Consider the following 22,835-nt stretch of genomic DNA (forward strand, 5'->3'; position numbering starts at 1 on the left):
GCGCCGACCTTGGTTACGCGGAAACTGAAAGCGCCCGTCTTGTTGATCGTGCCACCGACGACCTCAGCCCCAGCGCCCTTCGACACGGGCACCGGCTCGCCGGTGATCATGCTCTCGTCAACATAAGAGGTGCCCTCGACGACCTCGCCGTCGACCGGAATCTTCTCGCCCGGACGAACGAGCACGACGTCACCTGTCGCCACTTGATCGAGCGCAATTTCTATCGCCTCGCCGTTGCGCTCGACACGCGCGGTCCTGGCCTGAAGTCCGACTAGCCGCTTGATCGCCTGCGACGTACGCCCCTTGGCGCGCGCCTCCAGCATTCGTCCGAGCAGGATCAAGGTCACGATGACCACGGCAGCTTCGAAATAGACGTTGGCGGTACCTTGCGGGAGCACTTTGGGGGTAAAGGTTGCAACCACCGAATAGCCGTAAGCCGCCACGGTGCCGAGCGAAACCAGCGAGTTCATATCGGGGGCACCGCGCAGCAACGCCGGTACGCCCTTTTGGAAGAAGCGTAGGCCCGGACCGATTAGCACAAGGGTGGCGAGCGCGAACTGGATATACCAGCTCGACTGCTGTCCTAGGAACCCCATCACCCAATGGTGCATGGCGGGAATGAGGTGAGAGCCCATCTCAAGGATGAAGACTGGCAAGGTGAGGATGGAGGCGACAAGCAGATCGCGCCGCAGCGCTCGTGCCTCGCTCTCACGACGCTCGGCGTCCTGATCGCCCGCAGTCGGCGTTTCGGCGGACAAGCGTCGGGACTTGTAACCCGCCTGTTCGACCGCTGCTTCAAGGTCGGCCGTGGAGAGGCCCCCTGCAAGGTGGCGCACCCGTGCGCGCTCGGTCGCCAGGTTGACAGTGGCTTCAAGCACGCCAGGGACTTTTGCTAGCGCCTTCTCAACCCGGCCCACACATGATGCGCAGGTCATGTCCTCGATCGCGAGCTCGGTGGTCTCTTCGCGAACGGTGTAGCCGGCGCTCTCGATGGCGCGAACAGCCGCCTGCGGGTCGGCCAAACCCGTGAAAGTGATGTCGGCGCGCTCGGTGGCCAGATTGACCGAGGCCATCTGCACGCCGGTGACCTCTTTCAGCGCGCGTTCGACGCGGCCTACACACGAGGCACACGTCATGCCTTCGACGGGCAGGCTCAGGCGAGTGACTGAGGACATGGATGGATTGACGTCTTGTTGGGCAACGGAAGCCATTGAAATATCCCTTGAATGTTTCTGTTGAAGAGAGTTTCAAGCTTCCCCGTGTGGGAAGGTCAAGGCCTGTGGGCGATTTAATTCACTACGCAGCAGTTCGAACTGCCGCCGGCACCGCCGCAGCCCGTATCAACCTCTGGGCAGAGCACGCACGCTACGAACTTTTGGGTGACAGCTGCTTGGCTCGCGCCTGTTCTGCATGTGCGAGCAGTTGTGCCGCTTTATCCGTCGCACCGTTGTGGCGTTCAGCAAAGCCTCGAATACCCGTAGCTCAATGAGAAAGAGCCGGTTAGCCCAACCCTGGCGACAAAAGACGAACGGCTGTTGCTCAAATGTCAGAAGAGTAATTAAATATCTGACATTGATATGAGCCGAGCTTTCATATGCGATCGATCCCGCAAGCGATCTTGGAACGCAGCCAATCCCTAAGCGAGGGTGGAGTTCTTGCGCCCAAAGAGTTTCTTCATCTTGGTAGTCGTGCGGCGGTTGATCAGGCGTTTTGTCGCTTGGCTAAAGCCGGGCAACTGATGCGAATAGCGCGCGGTATTTACGTTGCGCCGGTGCGTGAAAAAGACCAGACCAGGGCCCCGTCGGCAGAGTCATTGGCGAAATCAATCGCTGCTCAGGGTAAGCAGTGCATCTCGCCCGATGGCGCACGGGCCGCGAAATCAATGGGGTTGACGCGAGCTGCTTCGACTAAAGAGGTGTACCTCACCACAGGGCGAAGTAAGCGGTTGGTAGTCGGCTCCCGGACAATTTACTTCCAGCACGCGCCCTACTGGCTGTTCTCCTTGGGGGCGACGCCAGCCGGGGATGCGCTCAGGGCGATGGCCTGGGCGGGCAAAGATCAGGCTGAAAATTCGGCCCAGAAACTTCGTAGACACTTAGCGAAGGTTGAGTGGGAAAGCCTAGGCTCGGTCCGTGCAAGCCTTCCCAGCTGGATGGCCACCGCCCTTGGCAGGGCCGCAGTGTTAAATGAATTGCGTTGAACTTCGGCCAGACACTGATTGCTTGTGTGAATAAAAGTTGACGTATTCAAGGTCAGAAGCGGGTCTTAACGATTAAACTAACCCCTACGGAAAGGTAGATAACCATGGCTAGCGGCGAACAACTGAAAGCGCTTCTGCGCTCGCATATCAAGGGAGATGACACGCATTTCCTTGCCGTTGCTATGCAGATGGCGGCCCATGAGGCTAAGCAAGGTCACGGGAAACTTGCAGAAGATTTGCGGGCTCTAATTGATTCGGCCAAGAAAAATCGTCTGCCTTCCGGGCAACCGGTGCCCATCGGCCAGCCTCGTGGCGAGCTGAGTAACCTGCTGTCAGTAGCTCTTCCACAGACCCGCTTTTCGGAAATGATCCTGGACGAGGCCACTCATGCCCGTCTTGGAAGAATCATTAATGAGCAGCGCAATTTCGAGAAGATTCGCGCACACGGTCTCTCCCCTCGCCGCAAGCTGCTTTTGGTTGGGCCGCCCGGTACCGGCAAGACCATGACCGCCTCGGCGCTTGCCGGCGAGCTCGGGATTCCGCTGTACATCGTCCGCCTTGATAGCCTCATCACCAAGTACATGGGTGAGACCGCAGCCAAGCTGCGTCAGATTTTTGATGCCATTCGCGATACTCGCGGCATTTATTTCTTCGACGAATTCGATGCCATCGGTTCCCAGCGTGGTCTTGCCAACGACGTGGGCGAAATCCGTCGCGTCCTGAACAGCTTTCTGCAGATGATCGAGCAGGACCAATCCAACAGCCTGATCATCGCTGCCACCAATCACCCTGAAATTCTGGACTACGCCTTGTTCCGACGCTTCGATGATGTTATCGAATACGGACTGCCCAATCAGGAACAGACCAAGGCTGTGCTCAAGAATCGACTAGCGAACTTTTCCAAGTCGATTCGCAGCTGGGACAAACTCTGCAAGGTCGCAGAGGGGCTCAGCCATGCAGAACTTGCGAGGGCGGCAGACGACGCGATCAAGGACACGATCATTCATGACCGTACCGAGATGGCGGTCAAGGACGTGGAAAGACACCTTGAAGAACGGAAGACTTTCCACGGGAGACGGCACTCCTAACGTAGTTGAGCATTTAGATGACGGAATCGATCAACGGACAACGGCCTCACTTTCATCTCCAGGGACAGGGACTACCCGAACGGTTCCGATCCACAGCATCTGCAACACGAGACCCTCGCTACCCCACGCCAAATCGAGGGGCTCATGGCGGAAAGCTACTCGCTCAACTCCAACATGTAAGCGGTCAGATGGCCTCTGCAGTTCAGCTGCAGCGCGAAGCATCTGAAAGGCAAATACGACAAGGAGACAGGCCTGAAGGTGGGTACGGCCTGCAAATCGAATTTCGGAGTGAGCCGGGTTACGCGCTCGCATTTGAAGGCCTTGCCCGAGGCGCTCAGCACATTGAGCTCATGAACCTGCGTCATGACTCCGTCACGAATACTGACTTCGCCACGGTTTTCGTTCCAGATGGTCAGCTCAAAGCCTTTGAGAACCTCGTCAAGCAATACCTGGAGGTAGAGACCTCCAAGGGGAGTCCTCGCAACGCTCCGCTCCTGAATCCAATCCAAGAAATCCGAGTCGCAGCTTTCAACGCCCTGTGGACTGATGATCCCGCAGTGTTGCCGCCAGATGAAAACGAAACCATTTGGTGGGAATTCTGGCTGCCTATCAGGGAAGGCCGTGAAGCAGTGCTGAACCGCTTTAAGTCGGTTGCCGAAGCATGTGGCTTTCATACATCCGAAAAAGTGCTGAAGTTTCCTGAGCGGACAGTCCTCAACGTTTTCGCCTCGCGAGCGGCCATCACTCGGTCACTCTTGCTGCTCAACGAAGTCGCCGAGATTCGTAGAGCCAAGGACACCGCCGAGTTTTTTGATGCCCTTGCGCCGCTAGAACAAAGAGAATGGGTCGAGAACCTGCTTGAGCGAACCACCCCCGCAGGGAACGACAGTATCCGCGTCTGCCTTCTAGATACCGGAGTCAATCGGGGCCACCCACTCCTAGCTCATCACATTGACGCGAATGACCTTTACACCGTCAACCACAACTGGGGTGTTGCGGATACTACGGGTCATGGCACACAGCTCGCAGGAATCGCCCTTTATGGTGATCTGTTTGACCCTCTCAATGGGCAGAACCCGATTTCGATCGAGCACCGCCTTGAGTCGGTAAAATTGCTCCCCGCAGCCCAGGGAAATCAAAAGGAGCCCTACGGTGCGTTGATGATCGACGCCGTAACCCAACCGGATACCGCCAAGCCGGAAGTGCGCAGGGTCTACAGCATGGCGATCACCAGCCTCGACGACCGAGATCGCGGCCGCCCTTCCGCATGGTCAGCAGCAGTTGATGAGCTCGCATCCGACGTATTGGGAGAGAGGGCTAACCCTCGGCTGATCGTCGTGTCCGCCGGCAATGCGGACAAGAACCAGGCCACCCACTACCCGCATAACACCACCACTGACGGAATCCATGATCCGGCCCAGGCCTGGAACGCACTGTGCGTAGGCGCTTACACCCAGAAGGTCACTATCGACCCTCCCAACCCTGGATTGCGCCCGATCGCTGCCGCAGGCAGCCTCAGCCCATACAGCACGACTTCGGGGACCTGGAGCAACTCGGCTTGGCCCTTGAAACCCGATGTAGTGTTCGAAGGAGGTAACCTGGCTACAGACGGGCAACAAGCATACACCGAGCCCTGTCTTTCCCTTGTCACCACGGCACACGAACCAGAACAACGGCTTTTGACGACGACCAGCGCCACCAGCGCAGCATCCGCGCTAGCAGCTCGCATGGCCGCACAAGTATCGACGAACTACCCACAGTTCTGGCCCGAGACTGTACGAGCTCTAATCGTGCACTCAGCTGAGTGGCCTGATCGTATGAGGCAGGATTTCCTTGCTGCTGGCACCAAGGCAGGCTACGAGAATCTGGTCAAGCACTGCGGATTTGGCGTACCAGATCTAAGTCGCGCCCTGTGGAGTGCCGGCGACTCCTTGACCATGATTGTCGAGGACCATCTTAGGCCGTTCATGAGGCAGGGCACCAAGCCGCCCACCGCGCGGGATATGCATCTTCATCTGCTTCCATGGCCGCAGCAGGAACTGCTCAACCTAGGCAACATCGAGGTGGAAATGCGGGTGACACTTTCCTACTTCGTAGAGCCAAACCCCGGCATAGCCGAACGCGGTATCAAGGGGCGCTATCGCTACGAGTCGCATGGCTTGCGCTTCGATGTCAGCCGTCCAAACGAAGATCGTGACCAGTTCCGCCAGCGCATCAACAAGCGTGCACGGGATGAAGAGGAAGGTGGTTACCAGGGTGGCGGCTCAGATCCGAACTGGCTGCTCGGTACCCAGACAAGACATCGAGGCTCTCTCCACTCGGACATCTGGCGAGGCACTGCAGCTGAACTGGCAGGACGGGGAATGCTTGGTATCTATCCCGCACTGGGGTGGTGGAAAACGCTTGTTAAGCAGCAGCGATATGACGACACCGTAAGGTACAGCCTGGTGGTCTCGATCAAAACTCAGCAAACGGACGTTGACCTCTATGCGGCAGTGGAAACTCTGATCGAGGCACAGACAGCGGTACTGGTCTGATATCACGGGTTTCAAATGAGGTCATGGCCCTGAAGCCATGACCTCATCGCTCGCAAAAGTTCGAGTTGATGGTGTCAAATGGAGTCGATCACAACTCAGCCGGTTCTAACGCGCTGACCTGCGCGGTATAGCCCAGGTCCTGAATCACCTTGCGGATAGATTCTGCGGGTTCTTGGCTGTCTACCGATACCTTACCTGCAGCACGGTCAATCTCCACTTTTGCGGTTTCATCTACCGCCTGAATTGCCTTTGTGATTTTGCTGACGCAACTGCCACAACCCATTCCTGATACCTGTAGAACAAACATAAATCACCTCGTTGGTTAGGCGGCATAGATGCCGTAACCTGAGCATCGACCTTGACACGATGGCAAGGTCAAGCTTGTTTTTTAGCGCTGGTAGATGTCTTTTCGGAGTTGATGCAATTACTGATACCTGTCGACTGGCTTTAGATTCACGTTCATTTCAGTCGATGCGGATTTTCCGCAGTCTCAATGCGTTGAATACAACCGATGCTGAACTGACGCTCATAGCCAATGCCGCAATCATGGGCGACAGCAAGTGGCCAGTCAGGGGATAAAGCACCCCTGCAGCGAGTGGAATTCCCATGGCGTTATAGATGAAGGCAAAGGCTAGGTTCTGCCGCATGTTTTTTACCGTGGCCACGGACAGTGTTCTTGCCCGTAAGATGCCCATCAGATCACCTTTGACCAAGGTCACCTGAGCACTGTTCATCGCCACATCTGTACCGGTTCCCATCGCAATACCCACATCGGCACGAGCCAGCGCAGGTGCGTCGTTGATGCCATCGCCAGCCATGGCTACTCGGCGGCCATAGCTCTGCAGGTCGGCAACCAACTTTTCCTTGTCCTGAGGTTTAACCTCGCCATGGACTTCTTCAATACCCAACTCCCTGGCTACCGCCCTTGCGGTAGTAAGCCCATCGCCAGTGGCCATGATGACTTTCACATCGACCTCTTGAAGCCTGGTAACTGCTTGTTTGGAGGTCGGTTTGATCGGATCGGAGACAGCCAGAAGTCCTGCCAGAACGCCATCCACCGCCAAGAAGACAATGCTAATGCCCTCTAGGCGGAGCTGCTCTGCCCGGTTACTCAGAGGGGTGGCATCTACTCCGGCGTCTGCCATCAATGCTGTATTACCCAATTGCAGCTGCCGACCTTCCACTTGGCCGCGCACGCCGATGCCGGAGCCCGACTCGAAAGAGTCCGGCTTGGCCAACTCAATACCCTGGGTGCGGGCGTAATCAACGATCGCATGGGCCAGCGGATGCTCACTGCCTTGATCAAGGCTTGCAGCCAATCGCAGCACCTCGTTCGGTTCGAATGGGCCGGCACCCTCTGCGCTATGGAATACAGGCCGTCCCTCGGTCAGCGTGCCGGTTTTGTCGACGATCAGCGTATCGATCTTGCACAGGTTCTCAATGGCACTGGCATCGCGGAACAAGACACCACTGGTTGCAGCCTTGCCAGTCGAAACCATCACCGACATAGGGGTCGCCAGACCCAGTGCACAGGGACAGGCGATGATCAGTACGGCAACCGCGTTGATCAGACCAAATACCCAGCCCGACTCCGGACCGAACAAGCCCCAGCCGAAGAACGTGAGGATCGCGATGGCGATCACGCCAAGCACGAAGTAGCCCGCTACGGCATCAGCCATACGCTGCATGGGTGCCTTGGAGCGCTGTGCTCTGGCGACCATCTGCACTATTTGGGACAACATGGTGTCGGCTCCCACCTTCTGCGCCTGCATGACCAGGCTACCGTGGGTATTCATGGTCGCGCCAATCAGCGTATCGCCAACGCGCTTGGTCACCGGTAGCGGTTCGCCGGTCAGCATGGCTTCATCGACGGCGCTTTCGCCTTCGAGAACTGTGCCGTCCACCGGAACTTTCTCGCCGGGACGTACTCGCAGATGGTCGCCCAGGTGCACATGGGTCAACGGAATATCTTCTTCCAAGCCGTCGGGTTTGATGCGTCGCGCGGTTTTGGGTGCCAGGCCCAATAGCGATTTGATGGCAGCTGAGGTTTGTGAGCGAGCCTTGAGTTCGAGCATCTGGCCCAATAACGTCAGCGAGATAATTACCGCCGCAGCTTCGAAGTAGACACCAATGCGCCCGTCCTGGAAAAAGGCTTGGGGGAACAGCTGTGGGGCCAGGGTCGCGGCAACGCTGTAGAGGTAGGCTGCCGCTGTGCCGAGGCCAATCAATGTCCACATATTTGGGCTGCGATGGCGGATCGAGTCGATGCCTCGGGCAAAGAATACCCAGCCGCCCCAGAGTGTCACAGGCGTCGCCAAGGCAAGCTCTACCCAGTTCTGCGTTGCGCCATGGAATAGCGTTAACGAGTGGCCTGCCATAGCCAAGACAGTCACGATGATCGTGAGAGGGAGCGTCCACCAGAAGCGCCGGGAGAAATCCTTGAGTTCTGAATTCTCCTCTTCCTCTAATTCCGGGATCACTGCCTCCAGGGTCATGCCGCAGATGGGGCAATTTCCAGGTTGTGGCTGACGTATTTCCGGATGCATCGGGCAGGTGTACTCCGCAGATCCAGAGGCTCCAGGTGCGGTAAGCGGGGTTTCATGATGTATATGTTCATGATGCTGGGGACGGTGTATGTAGCGGGTAGGGTCTGCGCGAAACTTCTCCTGGCATTTGGCGCTACAGAAAAGGTATGTCTGGCCTTCGTGGCTTTCAGTGAATTGGCTGTCTGGCTTGACGACCATGCCGCACACCGGATCGTGCTGACTTCCATGCTGGTCTTCCTGATGCTTGGAATGTTCATGGTCGAGATGGCACTGGGTGGTGTGCATTGGGCTTACTTCCTGTTGTCGTCCTTGGGAGTATCGGTCTCGCTGCGATGGGAATGTCCACCGTGGTTGTGGCCGAACATGTGCATCAGCGGGCACAGCAGCAGAATCAAGTAAGGCAGTGCCTGGGAGATGTGACCAAAATGCTCGCGGGCCACATAAAAAACGCCGATGACAGCCAACATGATCAGCGCAATGCCAGTTTTGCTTTTCCAAAATGGCAATTCAGAGCCTGTGTGGTGGGAGTGGTCCATGGCTCGATCCTCGTTTGAGTTGAGGCAGTATTGGTGGGGTAGAATTGACAACAGTCTTTACTGCGCCCAAGCGATTGACGTATATCAATCCGAACTCAATGACTAGCGTACGTTCACTTTGCCGACCATTCCCGATTGATAATGGCCTGGGATGTTGCAGGCGAACTCAAGCCCTGTTGCTTTGGTAAAGGTCCATACCAGTTCTTCAGTGGCCCCCGGTTCGATCAAGACGCTGTTTGGATCGTCGTGTTTCATGCCGACCATCTTCATCCCGCCCATGGCATGATCCATCTTGCTCATGTCTTGTGCTCCCGTTGGAGAAAGCGTGCCGTTCTGAAACATTGCGGCCATTTCTTTTTGATGGGCGGCATGTGCTGCTGCCATGCCCAAGTTGAACTCGTGCAGCAGCGATCCCTCATTCTTGAGTACGAAGCGGACGGTTTCTCCTGCTTTGATATCAATACTCTTAGGCTCGAAAAAAATATCGCCCATCCTGATTTCGATGGTTTGATCCGCTTTTGTGGAGCCCCCAGGCTGACCGATATCGCTTTTACTATGGCTCGGGCTAGCCATAGCTATAGAGGCGGAAAGAATCAGGGTTGTGGTAATAAACAAAGAAGCGAGTTTGGTTTTCATAATGAACCTCAGGAACAGCGTTTTTTGGGGTGTCACCAATGCCGGCTAACTAGGCTGAGCTATCGACTGGCTTTCGCGAAAAATACATATCTGAAGGACGCACTAAAATCAGGTGCGGCCCGGCATTTGCCGGGGCACCGGTTGTTGATTCAACGCATTACGAACTCACCGACCATCCCTGCCTGATAATGTCCAGGGAGAGTGCAGGCGAAGTTGAGGTTGGCCGTGTCGTGGAAGGTCCAGACAAATTCCTTGGTAGTTCCGGGCTCAACAAGGACGGCGTTGGGATCATCATGTATCGCTTCAACGACTTCAGGAATGCCCGGTGGATTGGAGTCCCCTAAGCCTGATCGTTCACGCCAGACGACAGACTTTGCCTTGCCCGTTGGCGTCAGCGTGCCTTCTTTAAATAAGAGGGCCATTTTGCGTTGATGTTCCAGTTGCGATACGGCTTTACCGATATTGAATTCGTGCATCAGCGCCCCTTCGTTCTTCAACACGAAGCGGACAGTTTCGCCAGGCTTCACATCGATAGATTTCTGGCCGTAGCTGATGTCATCCATCTTGATAAAGACGGTACGCGTAGTGGGAGTCGCTTGGGTCTGCTGGCCAATGCTGGGTTCACTGGAGGTTTGCGCTGAGGCTTGAGCTACAGCTGAGAAGAGAAGTGCTGTGACCAACAGTTGTGGACGTGAACGTTTCATGATGAGACCTCACTGAGGTGGTTGGAAATCTCATGCTATTCCCCGCATCCTGCCGGGGGGCTTACCCCAAAACTACAAATTAGTCAGCTTGAAAAATGCGGCACCGTGAAGGTGCCGCTAGGCCAAAGGAGCAATCATGAAGGCCTTGAAGATGGGAATTCTTAAGGGTGGCACTCTTTATCAGCCATCATCAGCTTGTGCTCACGCATCATTTGCCCGAGGACGTCATCAACCAATTTGTCGTGCCGCTCCATCCATGCGAGATGTTCTTCCGTAGACATGCCGGGAGCTGGATGCTCGCTGTGCAGCTGGCTCATCATTTCGTCGAGCATCTTCATGTGCTCCTTCATGTGCACATGGCGCTCGCTGGCGGGAGCCTTTTCCGCCTGAATCAGTACCGCTTCGGCTTTGTCGCGCATGTTCTCGATACGCTCGAAGATACGGTCGCTCCCTCCCTCTGCCAGAACAGCTGAAGAAAGCAGGAGCGAACCAGCCAGAAATAAGGGTTTAAGCAGTTTCATAGGGCAGTCTCCTCAGTTGACGCTGTGACTGGGCACCTCTGGTTTGTTATTCATTCGAGGGCCAAGAGCACAACCTAGTGCTCATGCCTGCACCCTAGACAAGGTTCCCTGACAGAGAGCTGAGGCTAAGATTACATTTGCGTAAGCTTCTGGTTGGGAGGGGGATTTGACTGCACACTCAGGCCACTCAAAACTTGGGAACAGCCCGCATGAAACTTCTGGTCGCTGAAGACGAGCCCAAAACAGGCACTTATCTGCAACAGGGTCTCACTGAGGCTGGATTCAACGTCGACCGCGTTATGACGGGAACGGATGCGCTTCAGCATGCACTGAGCGAAGTCTATGACCTGCTGATTTTGGACGTAATGATGCCGGGTCTGGATGGCTGGGAAGTGCTGCGGATGATTCGGGCGGCAGGGAAAAATGTTCCGGTGCTATTTCTGACGGCACGTGACGGTGTTGAGGATCGTGTGAAAGGCCTAGAGCTGGGGGCGGACGATTACCTAGTCAAGCCATTCGCTTTCTCTGAGTTGTTAGCCCGCGTCAGGACATTGCTCCGCCGCGGCAATAGTTCGCCCACGCAGACCACCATGAGAATAGCCGACCTTGAAGTTGATCTGCTGAAGCGGCGTGCCGTACGCTGTGGCAAGCGAATTGACCTGACCGCGAAGGAGTTCGCGTTGCTCGAACTACTGCTGCGTCGGCGCGGCGAAGTCCTTCCGAAATCGTTGATCGCTTCCCAGGTATGGGACATGAATTTCGACAGCGATACCAATGTTATCGAAGTAGCTGTCCGGCGCTTGCGGGCGAAAATTGACGATGAATTCGAGCTGAAACTGATTCATACCGCCCGCGGCATGGGTTACATGCTTGATGCTCCGGAGTCGGAATGAAGCACCTGTCACTGACTGCGCGCATGAGCTTGATGTTCATGCTTGCGGTGATTGCAGTCCTCACAGTTGCAGGCCTGAGCTTTAATGAGCTCAGTCGACATCACTTCATGATGCTCGACCAGCAGACACTGGATGAGAAGCTCGAATCAACTCAGCAGATTCTGAGTAATACACGGAGCCATGCAGACCTTGAAGGAGTGCTGCCCCAGCTGAAAGCGCTATTAGGGGCTCACCACGATCTGGCGGCAGTCATCCTTGCAAACGACGGCACTGTACTTTTTGCCGAGCCACAAGCGTTCAAAGTTCCCGAAAAGTACCGCCTCAGCCCTGATCACGGTATGTGGGAGTGGGAGGAGAGCGGGCACATGTACAGGGGGATGACTGCGCAGGTTTCGACCCCTGATCAGCCCGCGTTCCTAACGGCCTTATTGATCCTTGATGTGACCAATCATGTGCATTTCTTTGAAACGCTGCAGCGATGGTTCTGGATTGGCTTGGTGATTAGCGCACTGGTCAGCGCTGCGTTGGGCTGGATTGTAGCGCGTAGTGGATTGAGACCCCTGCGACAGGTGACCTTCGTTGCTACGTCAATGTCGGCGAGGTCATTGAAAGAGCGTATCCCACTGGAGCCCGTCCCTCTTGAGCTTCAGCAGTTGGTTACTTCGTTTAATGCGATGCTTGCCAGGCTCGATGACGCCTTTGTTCGACTCTCAAATTTCTCTGCCGATATCGCTCATGAGTTACGCACACCTCTCAGCAACCTGATGACGCACACCGAGGTGGTACTCACCCAGAAACGCAACCTCGAAGCCTATGAGGAGAACCTCTACTCGAATTTAGAAGATCTGAAACGCATGTCGCGCATGATCGATGACATGCTGTTCCTGGCTAAATCGGACAACGGCTTGATCATTCCCGAGCAGACGCGCATTGAGTTCAGCGAGGTAGTCACCAAGCTGTTTGAGTACTACCACCTAATAGCTGATGAGCATGGCATCCAGCTGGTTGTGACTGGTTCAGGCAGCGTGCTGGGTGACAAGCTGATGCTGGATCGGGCGATCTCGAATCTGTTGTCGAATGCACTGCGCTATACACCTGCCGGGAAGACGATCTCGGTAACGATCAAGTCGACCGCTAGTGCTGTCACGCTCATCGTCGAGAACCCAGGCGAAACCATCAAGCCGGAGCACCTGGATAAACTGTTCGATCGTTTCTATCGAGTAGACCCGGCTCGCCGTGAAGGCAGTCCGAGCAATGCCGGGCTTGGCTTGGCCATTACTCGATCAATTGTTGAGTCCCACAAAGGAAAGATCTGGTGCACCTCCGGCAATGGCATCACCGCCTTCCACTTGGAATTTCCCCAGCAACCATCATAGGGGCGTCATGACCAAAGACGAGTTAAGAGCCGAGCTTGAGCGACAAGCACAAAGCTTTGTCGCTACCGCGGGCGGTGAAATTGTGTTGTACGCCGCGCAGCGCAAGCCTGATCGCCAGCCATGGCGCAAGAAGCCGAGCCTGCTTGATGAGGCTTTTCAGGCCGAAATCCGCAAAATCGAACATCAGCACGACACAAAGGCCTGAGGCGCTTTGAATGGCCATTCCCGAGGGTGTCTGCTGGCGTGGAAAAGCCTGGGTATCGCCAGGGCTGGGGATCTTCTTGGGGCACGCCGGCAGCCATGACCTGCATCGACATATGGCGCACCAAGTGACCATTGGCCTTAGCGGTCAAGTGACGGTGCGTGGTCCGTGTCAGGCGCTTACTGCTCAGTCCATCTGCATACAGGCCGGCACGCTGCATCAGATTGAGGGCGCTGAAGTGCTTTCGATATACCTTGATGCGCTATCGGAAGAGGCCCGTGCTATGAGCTGTATATCGGCCGCCCAGTTGGTCTCGATCTCTGTCGGCAATACGTTTGCCATCGAGCAGCTACTTGAAACGCCGGAGGTATCTGCTCATCTAGTTCGTGAGGAGGTTAGGCGACTGCTGGGCCTGAAAACTCCGCAGGCCGCGGATCTGCGTATGCGGGCAATACTTCAGGCGCTGGAGGAGCGACACGATGATCGGGCGCGATTGGCCGAGCTTGTGCATCTGTCGCCCACCCGGTTTTCTCACTGGTTCGTTGAGCAAACGGGCCTTCCGCTGCGTAGCTATCGCAAATGGAGTCGGCTGGTTGTAGCGCTACGGTTCGTGTCTATTGGCCATAACCTGACAGCCGCCGCCCATGCTGCTGGATTTGCCGACGCCGCCCATTTTTCACGCTCTTTTAGAGCGTTGTTCGGGCTCGATCCCTCTTCCGCACTCGGGCACGTGAAACTAACAAGCTGATATTTACTTCAACTGAGATGCTTCCGCCGATGCGTTTAGCGTATCTGCAGCCCAAGTGATCAGCTCCTTCGTTCAAGCGTATAGCGGCCGGACAGTTCAGAGTGAAACCTACTGCATGGAGGATTCGCGATGGGCAGCACTTCGAGGTTTTTACTTCGCTGGTTTAGTTATCCAGCCATTTTCGGTGGCGTATCGGCCGGTATGGTCTGGCTGCTCTATCAAGGCATTCCGTACTGGCCGAGTACAGCCATATTAGCGGCCTTGGGAGTCGGCTGCGTAGCTGGCTTAGAACGTTATCAGCCGTTTCGGCAGGACTGGCTCGACGACCATGACGATACCCTGACGGATCTGATTCACCTTGTAGTGAATTTGTCGGTCATCCAGTTCACTGCCACCGTACTATCGCGCTTGGGGGACCTGGTGCCTGCTGAACTGAGCGGGTTCCCCACTGAGCTGCCTCTTTGGTTACAACTACTCATTGTTGCAGCCATCTTGGACCTGAGTTTGTATGCCATGCACCGACTCAGTCACCACATCCCTTGGCTGTGGTATTTACACGAGCCTCACCACAGTGCGGAGCGGCTCTATTGGATGAACGGGGAGCGTCGGCATCCTCTTCATGCCGCGATCATGGCCGGCCCCGGATTGCTCATACTTTTCGCGATGGGCACTCCATCAGAATTGGTAGCAAGTTGGTTCGGGATACTGACAGTGCACTTGGCTTTCCAGCATTCCAATGTGGACTACTCGCTAGGATGGTTGCGGCGCATTATCGGCGTAGCTGAAACACATCGTTGGCATCACAAGCGCGATTTCGAGGATGCCCAGGTCAATTTCGGTGAATTCCTGCTGGTGTGGGATCTGCTCTTCAAAACCTTCTACGACAGCGCTAATCAATCAGGTAGTAATGATGTCGGCCTGCGTGATCGGCGTTACCCAACCGGATATATAGATCAGTTGGCCGAACCATTCAGGAATAAAGTTTAGAGTTTTTCGTGAAAAGAATAGAGGTGATCATTCAAGGGAGTAATCGTGAGCCGCAGTCATAGTTTTGTTAATGATAAATTCCATAGCGCATACGATCTAATAGAGTTTTAACTTCCTCTGCACTATTTTGGTCGAAAATGAGGTCGATCGGACGATAGCCATTTAGACCTAAAGCCGGCCCATTCATCCATGCAACGGCAATTTCACTACTGCCAAGAACCTCTGTGGCTAGTGCAAGCAGTTCTGTGTATTGCGGATCACTGTAGTCAAACATAGATAGCCTTAGTTCAAATTGCAGTTTTTAGACGAACATATTGCGGGATGGAAATAGCCTGCCTAGCCCCCATCGCTATTGCTTAAAGAGGCATATCAGGTAAAAGGCGCTGGGTCGGATCTCCGTCACTGAGGCTGTCAGCCCAATCTTGGACAGCTTGGTGATTGGTCACCCTGCTGGCATCTACATCGGCCAGTGCATCATGAGTCATGAAATGGTGGTCTTGCTCTTGATCAGTCCACGCGGTAAGGGCTTGCTCCTTGAGCGACTCGTTGGAGTATGAGGTGTGAACCTTTGTGCTTCGGGATTTGATGGGGCGAGCCATGATGGGTTACCCATATGGAGCAAAGAACCGCAGGCTCTGGTTTAGAGAGCTTCGCTTTGATTTCATTATGGAGGGCGTCTGTGCTTCCGCCAAGCTTGCGACACCTGTCCTCAACCCGAATAACCCAGATAGAGTGCTGGAATAAAGCTGGCGCGCGAGCTGTGCTAGGACGATTCACTGGAACCGAAAAGCAAATTAAGCAGTCAGGAGAAAACGTCAGGCGTCGGCGGTATGAGTCAGGTGCATTGTAGCTCTGACATCTGAGGCAAAAGGCAGGAGGGTTCGCAGGCCAGCTCGCCTGCGATGCGATATAGCTTCTCGACGGTGATGTTTACTTCGCCGCGCTCAATCCGACCCATATAGCTGCGATCGATACTGCAGGCCAGCGCCAGTACATCCTGAGACATGTGGCAAACCTTCCTTTGTGTTCGGATGCGTTCCCCTAACACTTTCGCCAATTTATCCATGACCGTCTCAATTCCTCTGAGGCGGCACTATCGTGCGTTTGCGGACGCTGGAGCCACGGACTATAATCCGCATTTTTCCGCGTTAACTCTTCTGGTGCCTCAATGAAATCGGCCTCGTTTATCTTCGACAGGCGTCTGTATGAGCTGCTTCAGGAAGAAGGGAACACAAGATTCACGACCCGTGAACTGCGTGATGCCTATGCCAAGCGCCTAGATGGCATGACTTTCCGTGTCGCCGATTTACGCCGTTATGTGTATGAGCAGATTCGACGATTACTGCGCATGGGCTGGCTTGTGCTAGATGAAGAGCGTCGTCCGCGTGGGCAGGTCTACCACCTAAAGCCGATTCCGGTACATCTGAAATTGCAGCTGATCGACAACGGGTTTGAGAGCAGCCTCAAGACTGCTTGTGAGCCCGAGCGGGAATCTGCAGCGCATGACATTGAGGCTGTCCCGCTCGAATCGTCAGCCATTGCAGATCAGCATTTGGAAGCGCTCCACAAAGAAATCCGCTTGGACTTCTTGTCTTCGATGGGTGAGGCGGAGCGGTTCAAACTGCTCCTAGAAGATATGCCGCATTTGCGGGACAAAGTTGAGGACGAGTACCTGGAGGCCAGAGATCGCAGTTCACGTCTGCTAGGGCATCTTCGCGCCATCGAAAAGACCCTCAAGACGCTTGCCTCTTCACGATGACCACATCGCTGCGGGACTGGCAACTCAGCTGCATAGACACGGCGTTGGAGCACTTTACCAGCACACCGCACTTCTTCTGCCAGGCCACGCCGGGAGCCGGGAAGACACGCATGGCGGCAGAGCTAGCCAGCAGATTGCTTAAGCAGGACAGAATCGATCTGGTGATGTGCTTCGCGCCATCCTGCCAGGTTGTCGATGGCTTCCGCTCAACCTTTGCAGAGGTACTTGGCAGGCGACTGGATGGCCAGATAGGCGCTGTGGGAACGGCGTTTACTTACCAGGCCATGGAGTACCGAGATGAGGGATTCTGGCAGCTTCTTGATGATTACCGTGTGCTCGTGGTCTTCGACGAAATTCACCATTGCGCTGGCCATGATCCGCTCCTCAGCAACGCCTGGGGGCAGCAGATATTGCATCGGATACAAGATCGCGCAGCCTTCACCTTGGCTCTCTCCGGTACGCCGTGGCGCTCAGATGACCGGGCTATTGTCTTGGCCCGATACTCGACGCCAGAAGGGCACTTAATCTGTGACTACCGATACGGACTGAAAGAGGCCATTGCCGATGCGGTATGCCGTTCTCCTCGTATTGTCTTGCTCGACAATCAGAAGGTAAAACTGACCGAGGAAATGGGTCCTGAGAGTACAGTCAGAATGTTCCCCAGTATTGCCAAGCTCTTGGGGGAGTCACCTGTCACTTACGAAGAATTGCTACGCCATGACGACGTGATCAATCAGCTACTCGATCTTGGATGTAGCAAGCTCAATGAGCTTCGCCAAATCAAGCCGAATGCTGCTGGTTTAGTTGTTGCAACTGACATTGAGCACGCCCATCAAATTGCTCAAGCTCTGGAATCCAGGGGTGGGGAGTGCTGCATTGTGACCAACAAAACGCCGGATGCGCAGCAAGTAATCAATGCGTTTAGGCAGAGCGCCTCTCGCTGGATTGTGGCCGTCGGAATGATCAGCGAAGGAACGGACATCCCTCGTCTTCAGGTGTGCTGCTACCTCAGTCGCATCCGCACCGAGTTGCATTACCGGCAGGTGCTTGGGCGAGTGCTTCGGCGTACAGGTGAGTCCGATGATCAAGCTTGGCTGTACATGTTGGCGGAGCCGACGCTGCAGTGTTTGGCTGAGAGAATTGCGGATGATTTGCCGGAGGACTTGGCGGTACTGAACGAGGTACAGATGCCAGCTTCCGCTTCAGGCTCAACGCCTAGTTCGGCCGAGGCTACAGACATTATCAATAATCTGGATAACAGTATTGGGTGTGGCAAAGAGCAGGCTATTGAGGCTGGAACTACGAGCATCATTTCACTAGAGGGCTTTTCAGTCGAGCCAAGTTATCAGGTGAGTTTTTCCCAGCATTACAGGCAGCAGTTGTTAGCTTGTTTTTGATGTGTTGACGCCTAATGAATCTGGAGTAACGCGAGTTGCGAATGTATAGGGTTGGCAGTGTCATTGACTAAGAAATTAGTGGGTGTGGGCATGGAGATTATGACTCACACGTTGAGGCATGGCTGATGACTGGGGCTTCGACGGTTGCAGCGCTTTTACGCGTGCTACTTCGATCGGGTGCGTGTGCCGATTGCGAAGCTTGATAGATGTTTGCGCGCGCATATATGCCGAGGATTAACTTGATGCAAAAAAGAAAGACCCGCAAGTATGCCTTGATAGCTAAGTTCTCACACGAAGCGGCACGCTTGATGACACCCACGTCAGAGTGGCAGCACAGTATGTTCCGCGTCGCTGCGACTAAAGGACGGGAAAATGAGCCTGCTGGCTTCTTGGCCGGGCGCGCTCACCCAGACAATACGGACACATCCGGCCGTTAGGGTCGTCAATGCTCATAACGATCATGGGCAGTTTGACAGTGTTCACCTCATTGAGAAGGGCATCCCGGTCAGAAGCACTGTCTAAGCACTTCCTGTCCTCAGCGTATTAAGTAACGAACAAATCATCGTTAAAGTCGAAGAAATACCTTGAAGCACCAAGTCCGACACCCATAGTCGGTGATAGGCGTACTAGGATATTTTAAACGGTTAATTTGAGAAAATAAATTCGCTAAAGACGCGGCTTTCAATCCCGATATTTCGTAGAGGCTGGGTTTCTAGAGCTCCAGAAAATCAACATTTGTTATTATAGGGTTCTGTCTATGGTTAATAGAAGCTCTATACCCAACGCCTCGAACAGATTTTATACTCACATTTGATTCTTCGGCGCGTAGTCTTTTGCGTAAATGAAAAACTAAGGACTCTACTGCATTATAAGGATTTATTGGCGGGCTCTTGTGTGAATATAGAACATCTACGAAACATGCTTTGCTCACAGCGCGAGGTGAGTTGCTGACAAGAGTATGAAGCAAAATCATCTGTTTAGAAGGAAGGTTGAATTTTGTGAGGTTAATTCCTGTTGTCCCTGTCAAAGCGTAGACTGCTGGACATACAAGCCTTAAATGCGCGCTCCCAACAGCGGTCTTTATTACTTCATGTACATGCTTGGCTAGGGCACTAGGTCTGAAAGGTTTATACAAATAATCATCTAAGGCTGTGTTGAAATCTTTTTCCGGCTTTCGAATGACCCGATTTGTTGCAAGTATTATGCACGGGATATTAGAGTTTCCAGTAGTACTCCGAGCGGAAAGTGGAGATGCAGCCTCATAATCAGCCATCTCGTTATCGACAATTATTCCTGCGAAGGTGCAGGTATGCATGATTGCGATAGCCTCTTTACAGCTACCTGCTTCAACCACCGTGTATCCGGATGACTCCAGATGCTTGCGAGCCTGGGCGCGGAGGACGGGATGTTCGTGTATTACAAGCAGCTTGGGTGGCACCGATTTATCAAAACGTATCATTTTCTGGCAGCTCATAGATCGTGTTGGGGGAGTCACCGAGCGGTCGCTGTTTCAAAATCACGGTGATCCTGATCCCTCCGCAACGAATCTAGGGGGCTGAGGGGTTGAATTGAAACGATTGGTGTAATATCATAGATTTATACATTGCAAGTACATGATTATAAAGAAATAAATTGCAAAACGTGAATTTTGAAACGGTTTCCTACGGGTTATTGAAAGACGCGGTCAACTGAGTCCTCAGGCCCGGGCCCTTGGGCTCCGGGCTGCACCGCCCCGGCTGGCGTGTTCACGCCCTTCTTTCAGCCGGATGTAGTCCCCGCCGCAAACCGCTACAATGCGCCGCCTTTTCCCTACCCTTTGCGAGGCCTCGCGCATGAAATTCCGTTTTCTTCTGTGGATGCTGGGCCGCCTGATGGCCAAGGCCAGCCGTGAAAACCCGGCATTCCAGCAACAACTGGTCGACCGCGATATGGTCTTTCAGCTGCACACCCTGGACGGCAAAGTTGCCCGTCACTTCATCGTCAAAGACCAGCGCATCACCAGCAAGCGCGGCCCGGCTACTGAGCCTGCCTTCGCCCTTGGCTTCAAGGATGCCGCCTACGGTTTCGCCACCATGAGCGCAAAGAACAAGCAGCTGGCGTTTATGCAGGGCATCCAGAACAAGGACATCCAGATCCAGGGCAACCCGGCGCTGGTGATTTGGTTCCAGGGTCTGACCAAATACCTGATGCCGAAAAAGAAAGACGCCGCCAAAAAGGCCGCCTGAGCCTCACCGCCGCGCGCCAGGGCTGGCCGGCGCGCGCTGCTTTCGCTAGGCTGGGCATAGCCCTAGTGAGAGTGTGCCCATGCGTCTGCTGCTGATTGCCCTGCTGTTTGCCACTGCCCTTGCCCATGCCGCGCCCCCCAAAGCCGAAGCCTTTGCGCCGTTATTCGAGCTGGCAGGCATCCGTTTACTCTGCGAACAGAGCGCGCCGCTGGTGCAGCGCGGCCTGAGCGATAAACAGCAAGCGCAGTTGGCCAAGGTGTTTGCCGCCGATGGCCTGTGCCTGGACTTGGCCAAGAAGCTGACCGGCAAGCTCGATCAAGCCCAGCTGCAACAGGCCAGGCGCCTGCTGGAAAGCCCCCTGGCGCAGAGCTTTACTGCCGCCGAGCGTTCGGTCGGTGAGGGCGGCGCAGAAGGTTTGGCGGCCTACCGTAAACAACTGGGCGCGCGCCCGCCGCGTGAGGATCGACTGGCTCTGGTGCGGCGCCTGGATGCCGCCGCACACACCACTACGCTAGCCACCTTGTTGCGCTATGAAGTCGGCAAGACCCAGGCGTTTCTGGCCTTGCAGGGCCGTGGCGAAAGCATCGACGAGAAAGCCCTGAGCACTCAGACCAAGGCGCAGGAAGACGCGCTGCGGGCCTCCAGTTCCGAGGCGGTGGAGTCTTTTATGCTCTACGCCTACCGGCAGATGCCCAGTGAAAAACTGGCCGAATATGCCGCCTTGTATGAGCAGCCAGCCGTGGCCCAGTTGCTCGATGGCAGCGTGCAGGTGCTGCCGGAGCTGTTCGCTGCACGGCGCGCGCAGCTGAAGAAGTAGTTAGTCGTCTGCAACGAAAAAGGGGCCCGTAGGCCCCTTTGTGTTTTCTGCAGCTTTAGCAGGCTGTTGAAAAACTACCTGCGTTGCCATCGCGGCGTTAAAAACAGGCTCAAAATGCTCATTTACAACTCGTAAACTCCGCTTTCTCGCCTGTTTTTGCCTTGCGCTGGCTGCCTCGCCAACGTTTTTAAACGGCCTGCTAGTGCGCGGGGTGGAATTGCGCCGCCAGTTCGCGCAGCGCGACTTCGGCGGCCAGCACCTTGCTTACGGCTTCTTCGGCCTTGTCCCGGCTGATGCCGAGGTTGTCGAACAGGCTTTGCGGAATCTCGCTCTGCGGGCCGGCACCGATGCCGCGATTGCGCAGCAGGCTGACCGACAGGCACACCAGGTTCGGGTAGGTGGCGTGTGGGCCGGTGTACTCAGGGTCGTGCTGGAAGCGCAGGGCGCTGGCCAGTTCTTCCGGCATATCCCAGTAGCGCATCAGCCAGGCACCGATCTGTTCGCGGCTGATGCCGAGCAAATGTTGCTCGATATAGCTGTGCGACAGGTGCGGGTTGACCTCCAGGTGGCGGCAGATCAGCGAGAAATGCGGCGGAAACACATGCGCCAGCACCAGATAACCAAAGTTGTGCAGCAGGCCGGCGAGGTAGGTCAGGCCGGCTTCCGGGCGCTGCGCGCGCGGGATGGCGCGGGTCAGACCTTCGATCACCGCAGCGCTGTAGATCGCCTGTTGCCAGTAAGGCGTGGCCTGTTGCGGATGATCCTTGGGCAGGCTCAGGGTTTTGCCCAGGGCCAGGCCAAGGGCCAGATTGATCACCAGATCAAAGCCGAGCACGCGAACGATGGCGTCTTCCACCGAGCGGATCTTGCCCGGCGCAGCGTAGTAGGGCGAGGCCGCCCAGCTGACCACCTGGGCGGCCAGCGCCGGGTCGGTTTCGACCACGCCGGTGATGTCATCCACTGTGGCGTCCGGGTCGACGCGCAGTTTGATGATCTTCTGCGCGGTTTCCGGCAGCGGCGGAATCTCGATGGTTTCTTCCAGGCGTTGCTGAATGCGCCGCGCGGTAAAGGCCTGTACCGCCAGGGTGATTTCGGCGCGGTCGTCGTCCGGGCGATCGAGGTTCAGGCGGATATTGCTCAACGGCTCGCCGAAACGTGCGGCGCTGGCCTTGCTCAACAAGGTCTTGAAGGCGTCGGTGCTCAGCTCCAGCAGCACGCCGCGTTGGCCAGACTCGATATACAGGCTCGGCACTTGCAACAGGCGTTCGTCATACAGGCAGGGCGAGCTGGTCAGTGGCGGCAGGCCGGGCAGCACTTTCAGGTTGTGTTTGCCGAGCATGCGCTCCAGGCGCTCCGGTTTGACTGCCGTCAGCTGGCGGCCAGTCAGTTCGGTCAGGCGATTGAGGTCGAGCAGCTGGCTCTGCGGATAGAGCACCAACAGCGCGCCCACGGCGTCATCCAGTAATACCGCCTGCAAACGCTGAGCGGCCGGCAGACCGGGCAGGTCGCGGCAGACTTGGTAGGGCAGTCCGAGCTTTTCCAGCAGTTGCAGAATCACCGCTGGCGGGCGCGGAGCGGTGTCAGTAGCTAGGGCAAGTTCAGTCATGGCGGTATCCGGCTGAGGCAGCAATTTCACGAGTATAAACAGCGGGCTGGTAAATCG

Annotated in this window: 23 protein-coding genes; 12 read left to right on the forward strand and 11 right to left on the reverse strand. The window is 55.5% G+C overall.

The features are described 5' to 3' along the window. The coding region (locus tag Q8M42_RS00670) for a copper ion binding protein (protein WP_305282889.1) at positions 1-1,211 on the reverse strand (1,211 nt) is incomplete at its 3' end. A gap of 383 nt (positions 1,212-1,594) precedes the next feature. Here Q8M42_RS00670 and Q8M42_RS00675 point away from each other — a divergent pair. From Q8M42_RS00675 to Q8M42_RS00685, 3 genes are all read left to right on the forward strand, one after another. After that, positions 1,595-2,200, forward strand: coding sequence for a DUF6088 family protein (locus tag Q8M42_RS00675; protein ID WP_304870814.1), 606 nt, complete (start codon positions 1,595-1,597; stop codon positions 2,198-2,200). 104 nt (positions 2,201-2,304) lie between these two features. After that, positions 2,305-3,288, forward strand: coding sequence for an AAA family ATPase (locus Q8M42_RS00680; protein ID WP_304870812.1), 984 nt, complete (start codon positions 2,305-2,307; stop codon positions 3,286-3,288). A 188-nt stretch (positions 3,289-3,476) separates the two neighbouring features. Then, positions 3,477-5,825 (forward strand): S8 family peptidase, encoded by a 2,349-nt coding sequence (locus tag Q8M42_RS00685; RefSeq protein WP_370692761.1) that lies wholly within the window; start codon positions 3,477-3,479, stop codon positions 5,823-5,825. Between the two features lie 88 nt (positions 5,826-5,913). Here Q8M42_RS00685 and Q8M42_RS00690 read toward each other — a convergent pair whose 3' ends face one another. The 6 genes from Q8M42_RS00690 to Q8M42_RS00715 all read right to left on the reverse strand — a co-directional run bounded on the left by Q8M42_RS00690 (position 5,914) and on the right by Q8M42_RS00715 (position 10,768). Further along, positions 5,914-6,132: a heavy-metal-associated domain-containing protein gene (locus Q8M42_RS00690; RefSeq protein WP_304870808.1), complete on the reverse strand. Its 219-nt coding sequence runs from the start codon at positions 6,130-6,132 to the stop codon at positions 5,914-5,916. Between the two features lie 157 nt (positions 6,133-6,289). Beyond that, a complete protein-coding gene (locus tag Q8M42_RS00695; RefSeq protein ID WP_304870806.1) occupies positions 6,290-8,656 on the reverse strand; it encodes a heavy metal translocating P-type ATPase in 2,367 nt (788 codons plus the stop codon). Positions 8,657-8,661: 5 nt separating this feature from the next. Further along, on the reverse strand, positions 8,662-8,907 hold the full coding sequence (locus Q8M42_RS00700; RefSeq protein ID WP_304870804.1) for a DUF2933 domain-containing protein: 246 nt from the start codon (positions 8,905-8,907) through the stop codon (positions 8,662-8,664). A gap of 102 nt (positions 8,908-9,009) precedes the next feature. Further along, positions 9,010-9,543 (reverse strand): cupredoxin family protein, encoded by a 534-nt coding sequence (locus Q8M42_RS00705; protein WP_304870802.1) that lies wholly within the window; start codon positions 9,541-9,543, stop codon positions 9,010-9,012. Between the two features lie 149 nt (positions 9,544-9,692). Beyond that, on the reverse strand, positions 9,693-10,247 hold the full coding sequence (locus Q8M42_RS00710; protein WP_304870800.1) for a plastocyanin/azurin family copper-binding protein: 555 nt from the start codon (positions 10,245-10,247) through the stop codon (positions 9,693-9,695). Positions 10,248-10,408: 161 nt separating this feature from the next. Further along, positions 10,409-10,768: a co-regulatory protein PtrA N-terminal domain-containing protein gene (locus Q8M42_RS00715; protein WP_304870798.1), complete on the reverse strand. Its 360-nt coding sequence runs from the start codon at positions 10,766-10,768 to the stop codon at positions 10,409-10,411. A gap of 209 nt (positions 10,769-10,977) precedes the next feature. On the opposite strand from Q8M42_RS00715, the gene Q8M42_RS00720 reads away from it, so the two are divergent. The 5 genes from Q8M42_RS00720 (at position 10,978) to Q8M42_RS00740 (ending at position 14,974) form a co-directional block, all read left to right on the forward strand. Further along, a complete protein-coding gene (locus Q8M42_RS00720) occupies positions 10,978-11,661 on the forward strand; it encodes a heavy metal response regulator transcription factor (RefSeq protein WP_304870796.1) in 684 nt (227 codons plus the stop codon). After that, the gene (locus Q8M42_RS00725) at positions 11,658-13,037 is read left to right on the forward strand and encodes a heavy metal sensor histidine kinase (protein ID WP_304870794.1); all 1,380 of its coding nucleotides are present in this window, start codon (positions 11,658-11,660) and stop codon (positions 13,035-13,037) included. The genes Q8M42_RS00720 and Q8M42_RS00725 overlap by 4 nt, the downstream gene beginning before the upstream one ends. A gap of 7 nt (positions 13,038-13,044) precedes the next feature. After that, on the forward strand, positions 13,045-13,242 hold the full coding sequence (locus tag Q8M42_RS00730) for a hypothetical protein (RefSeq protein ID WP_304870792.1): 198 nt from the start codon (positions 13,045-13,047) through the stop codon (positions 13,240-13,242). Between the two features lie 10 nt (positions 13,243-13,252). Further along, complete coding sequence (locus tag Q8M42_RS00735; RefSeq protein ID WP_304870790.1) at positions 13,253-13,987, forward strand: helix-turn-helix domain-containing protein; 735 nt, start codon at positions 13,253-13,255, stop codon at positions 13,985-13,987. Positions 13,988-14,116: 129 nt separating this feature from the next. Continuing rightward, on the forward strand, positions 14,117-14,974 hold the full coding sequence (locus tag Q8M42_RS00740) for a sterol desaturase family protein (RefSeq protein ID WP_304870788.1): 858 nt from the start codon (positions 14,117-14,119) through the stop codon (positions 14,972-14,974). A gap of 67 nt (positions 14,975-15,041) precedes the next feature. Here the strand turns inward: Q8M42_RS00740 and Q8M42_RS00745 are convergent, their stop codons facing one another. Together Q8M42_RS00745 and Q8M42_RS00750 are read right to left on the reverse strand one after the other, a co-directional pair. Continuing rightward, positions 15,042-15,248 carry an MbcA/ParS/Xre antitoxin family protein gene (locus tag Q8M42_RS00745; RefSeq protein WP_304870786.1) on the reverse strand — a complete coding sequence of 69 codons (207 nt, stop codon included), beginning with the start codon at positions 15,246-15,248 and terminating at the stop codon, positions 15,042-15,044. 561 nt (positions 15,249-15,809) lie between these two features. After that, the gene (locus Q8M42_RS00750; protein WP_257776585.1) at positions 15,810-16,040 is read right to left on the reverse strand and encodes a helix-turn-helix domain-containing protein; all 231 of its coding nucleotides are present in this window, start codon (positions 16,038-16,040) and stop codon (positions 15,810-15,812) included. Between the two features lie 102 nt (positions 16,041-16,142). Between Q8M42_RS00750 and Q8M42_RS00755 the strand changes: the two genes are divergently transcribed. Together Q8M42_RS00755 and Q8M42_RS00760 are read left to right on the forward strand one after the other, a co-directional pair. After that, positions 16,143-16,733, forward strand: coding sequence for a hypothetical protein (locus tag Q8M42_RS00755; RefSeq protein WP_257776586.1), 591 nt, complete (start codon positions 16,143-16,145; stop codon positions 16,731-16,733). Beyond that, complete coding sequence (locus Q8M42_RS00760; RefSeq protein ID WP_257776587.1) at positions 16,730-18,130, forward strand: DEAD/DEAH box helicase; 1,401 nt, start codon at positions 16,730-16,732, stop codon at positions 18,128-18,130. Before Q8M42_RS00755 ends, Q8M42_RS00760 begins: the two co-directional genes overlap by 4 nt. A gap of 712 nt (positions 18,131-18,842) precedes the next feature. Here Q8M42_RS00760 and Q8M42_RS00765 read toward each other — a convergent pair. After that, a complete protein-coding gene (locus Q8M42_RS00765; RefSeq protein WP_257776588.1) occupies positions 18,843-19,589 on the reverse strand; it encodes a response regulator transcription factor in 747 nt (248 codons plus the stop codon). Between the two features lie 373 nt (positions 19,590-19,962). Here Q8M42_RS00765 and Q8M42_RS00770 point away from each other — a divergent pair, with 373 nt between their 5' ends. Both Q8M42_RS00770 and Q8M42_RS00775 read left to right on the forward strand, forming a co-directional pair. Then, entirely contained in the window at positions 19,963-20,355 is a 393-nt protein-coding gene (locus tag Q8M42_RS00770) for a helicase (RefSeq protein WP_275960196.1), read from the forward strand. 79 nt (positions 20,356-20,434) lie between these two features. Next, entirely contained in the window at positions 20,435-21,172 is a 738-nt protein-coding gene (locus Q8M42_RS00775; protein WP_304870778.1) for a hypothetical protein, read from the forward strand. A 199-nt stretch (positions 21,173-21,371) separates the two neighbouring features. Here Q8M42_RS00775 and Q8M42_RS00780 read toward each other — a convergent pair whose 3' ends face one another. Beyond that, positions 21,372-22,778, reverse strand: a complete 1,407-nt coding sequence (locus tag Q8M42_RS00780; RefSeq protein ID WP_304870776.1) for an aminoacyl-tRNA deacylase and HDOD domain-containing protein — start codon at positions 22,776-22,778, stop codon at positions 21,372-21,374. Positions 22,779-22,835: the final 57 nt, after the last annotated feature.

Source organism: Pseudomonas sp., from assembly GCF_030684895.1.
Lineage (GTDB): Bacteria > Pseudomonadota > Gammaproteobacteria > Pseudomonadales > Pseudomonadaceae > Aquipseudomonas.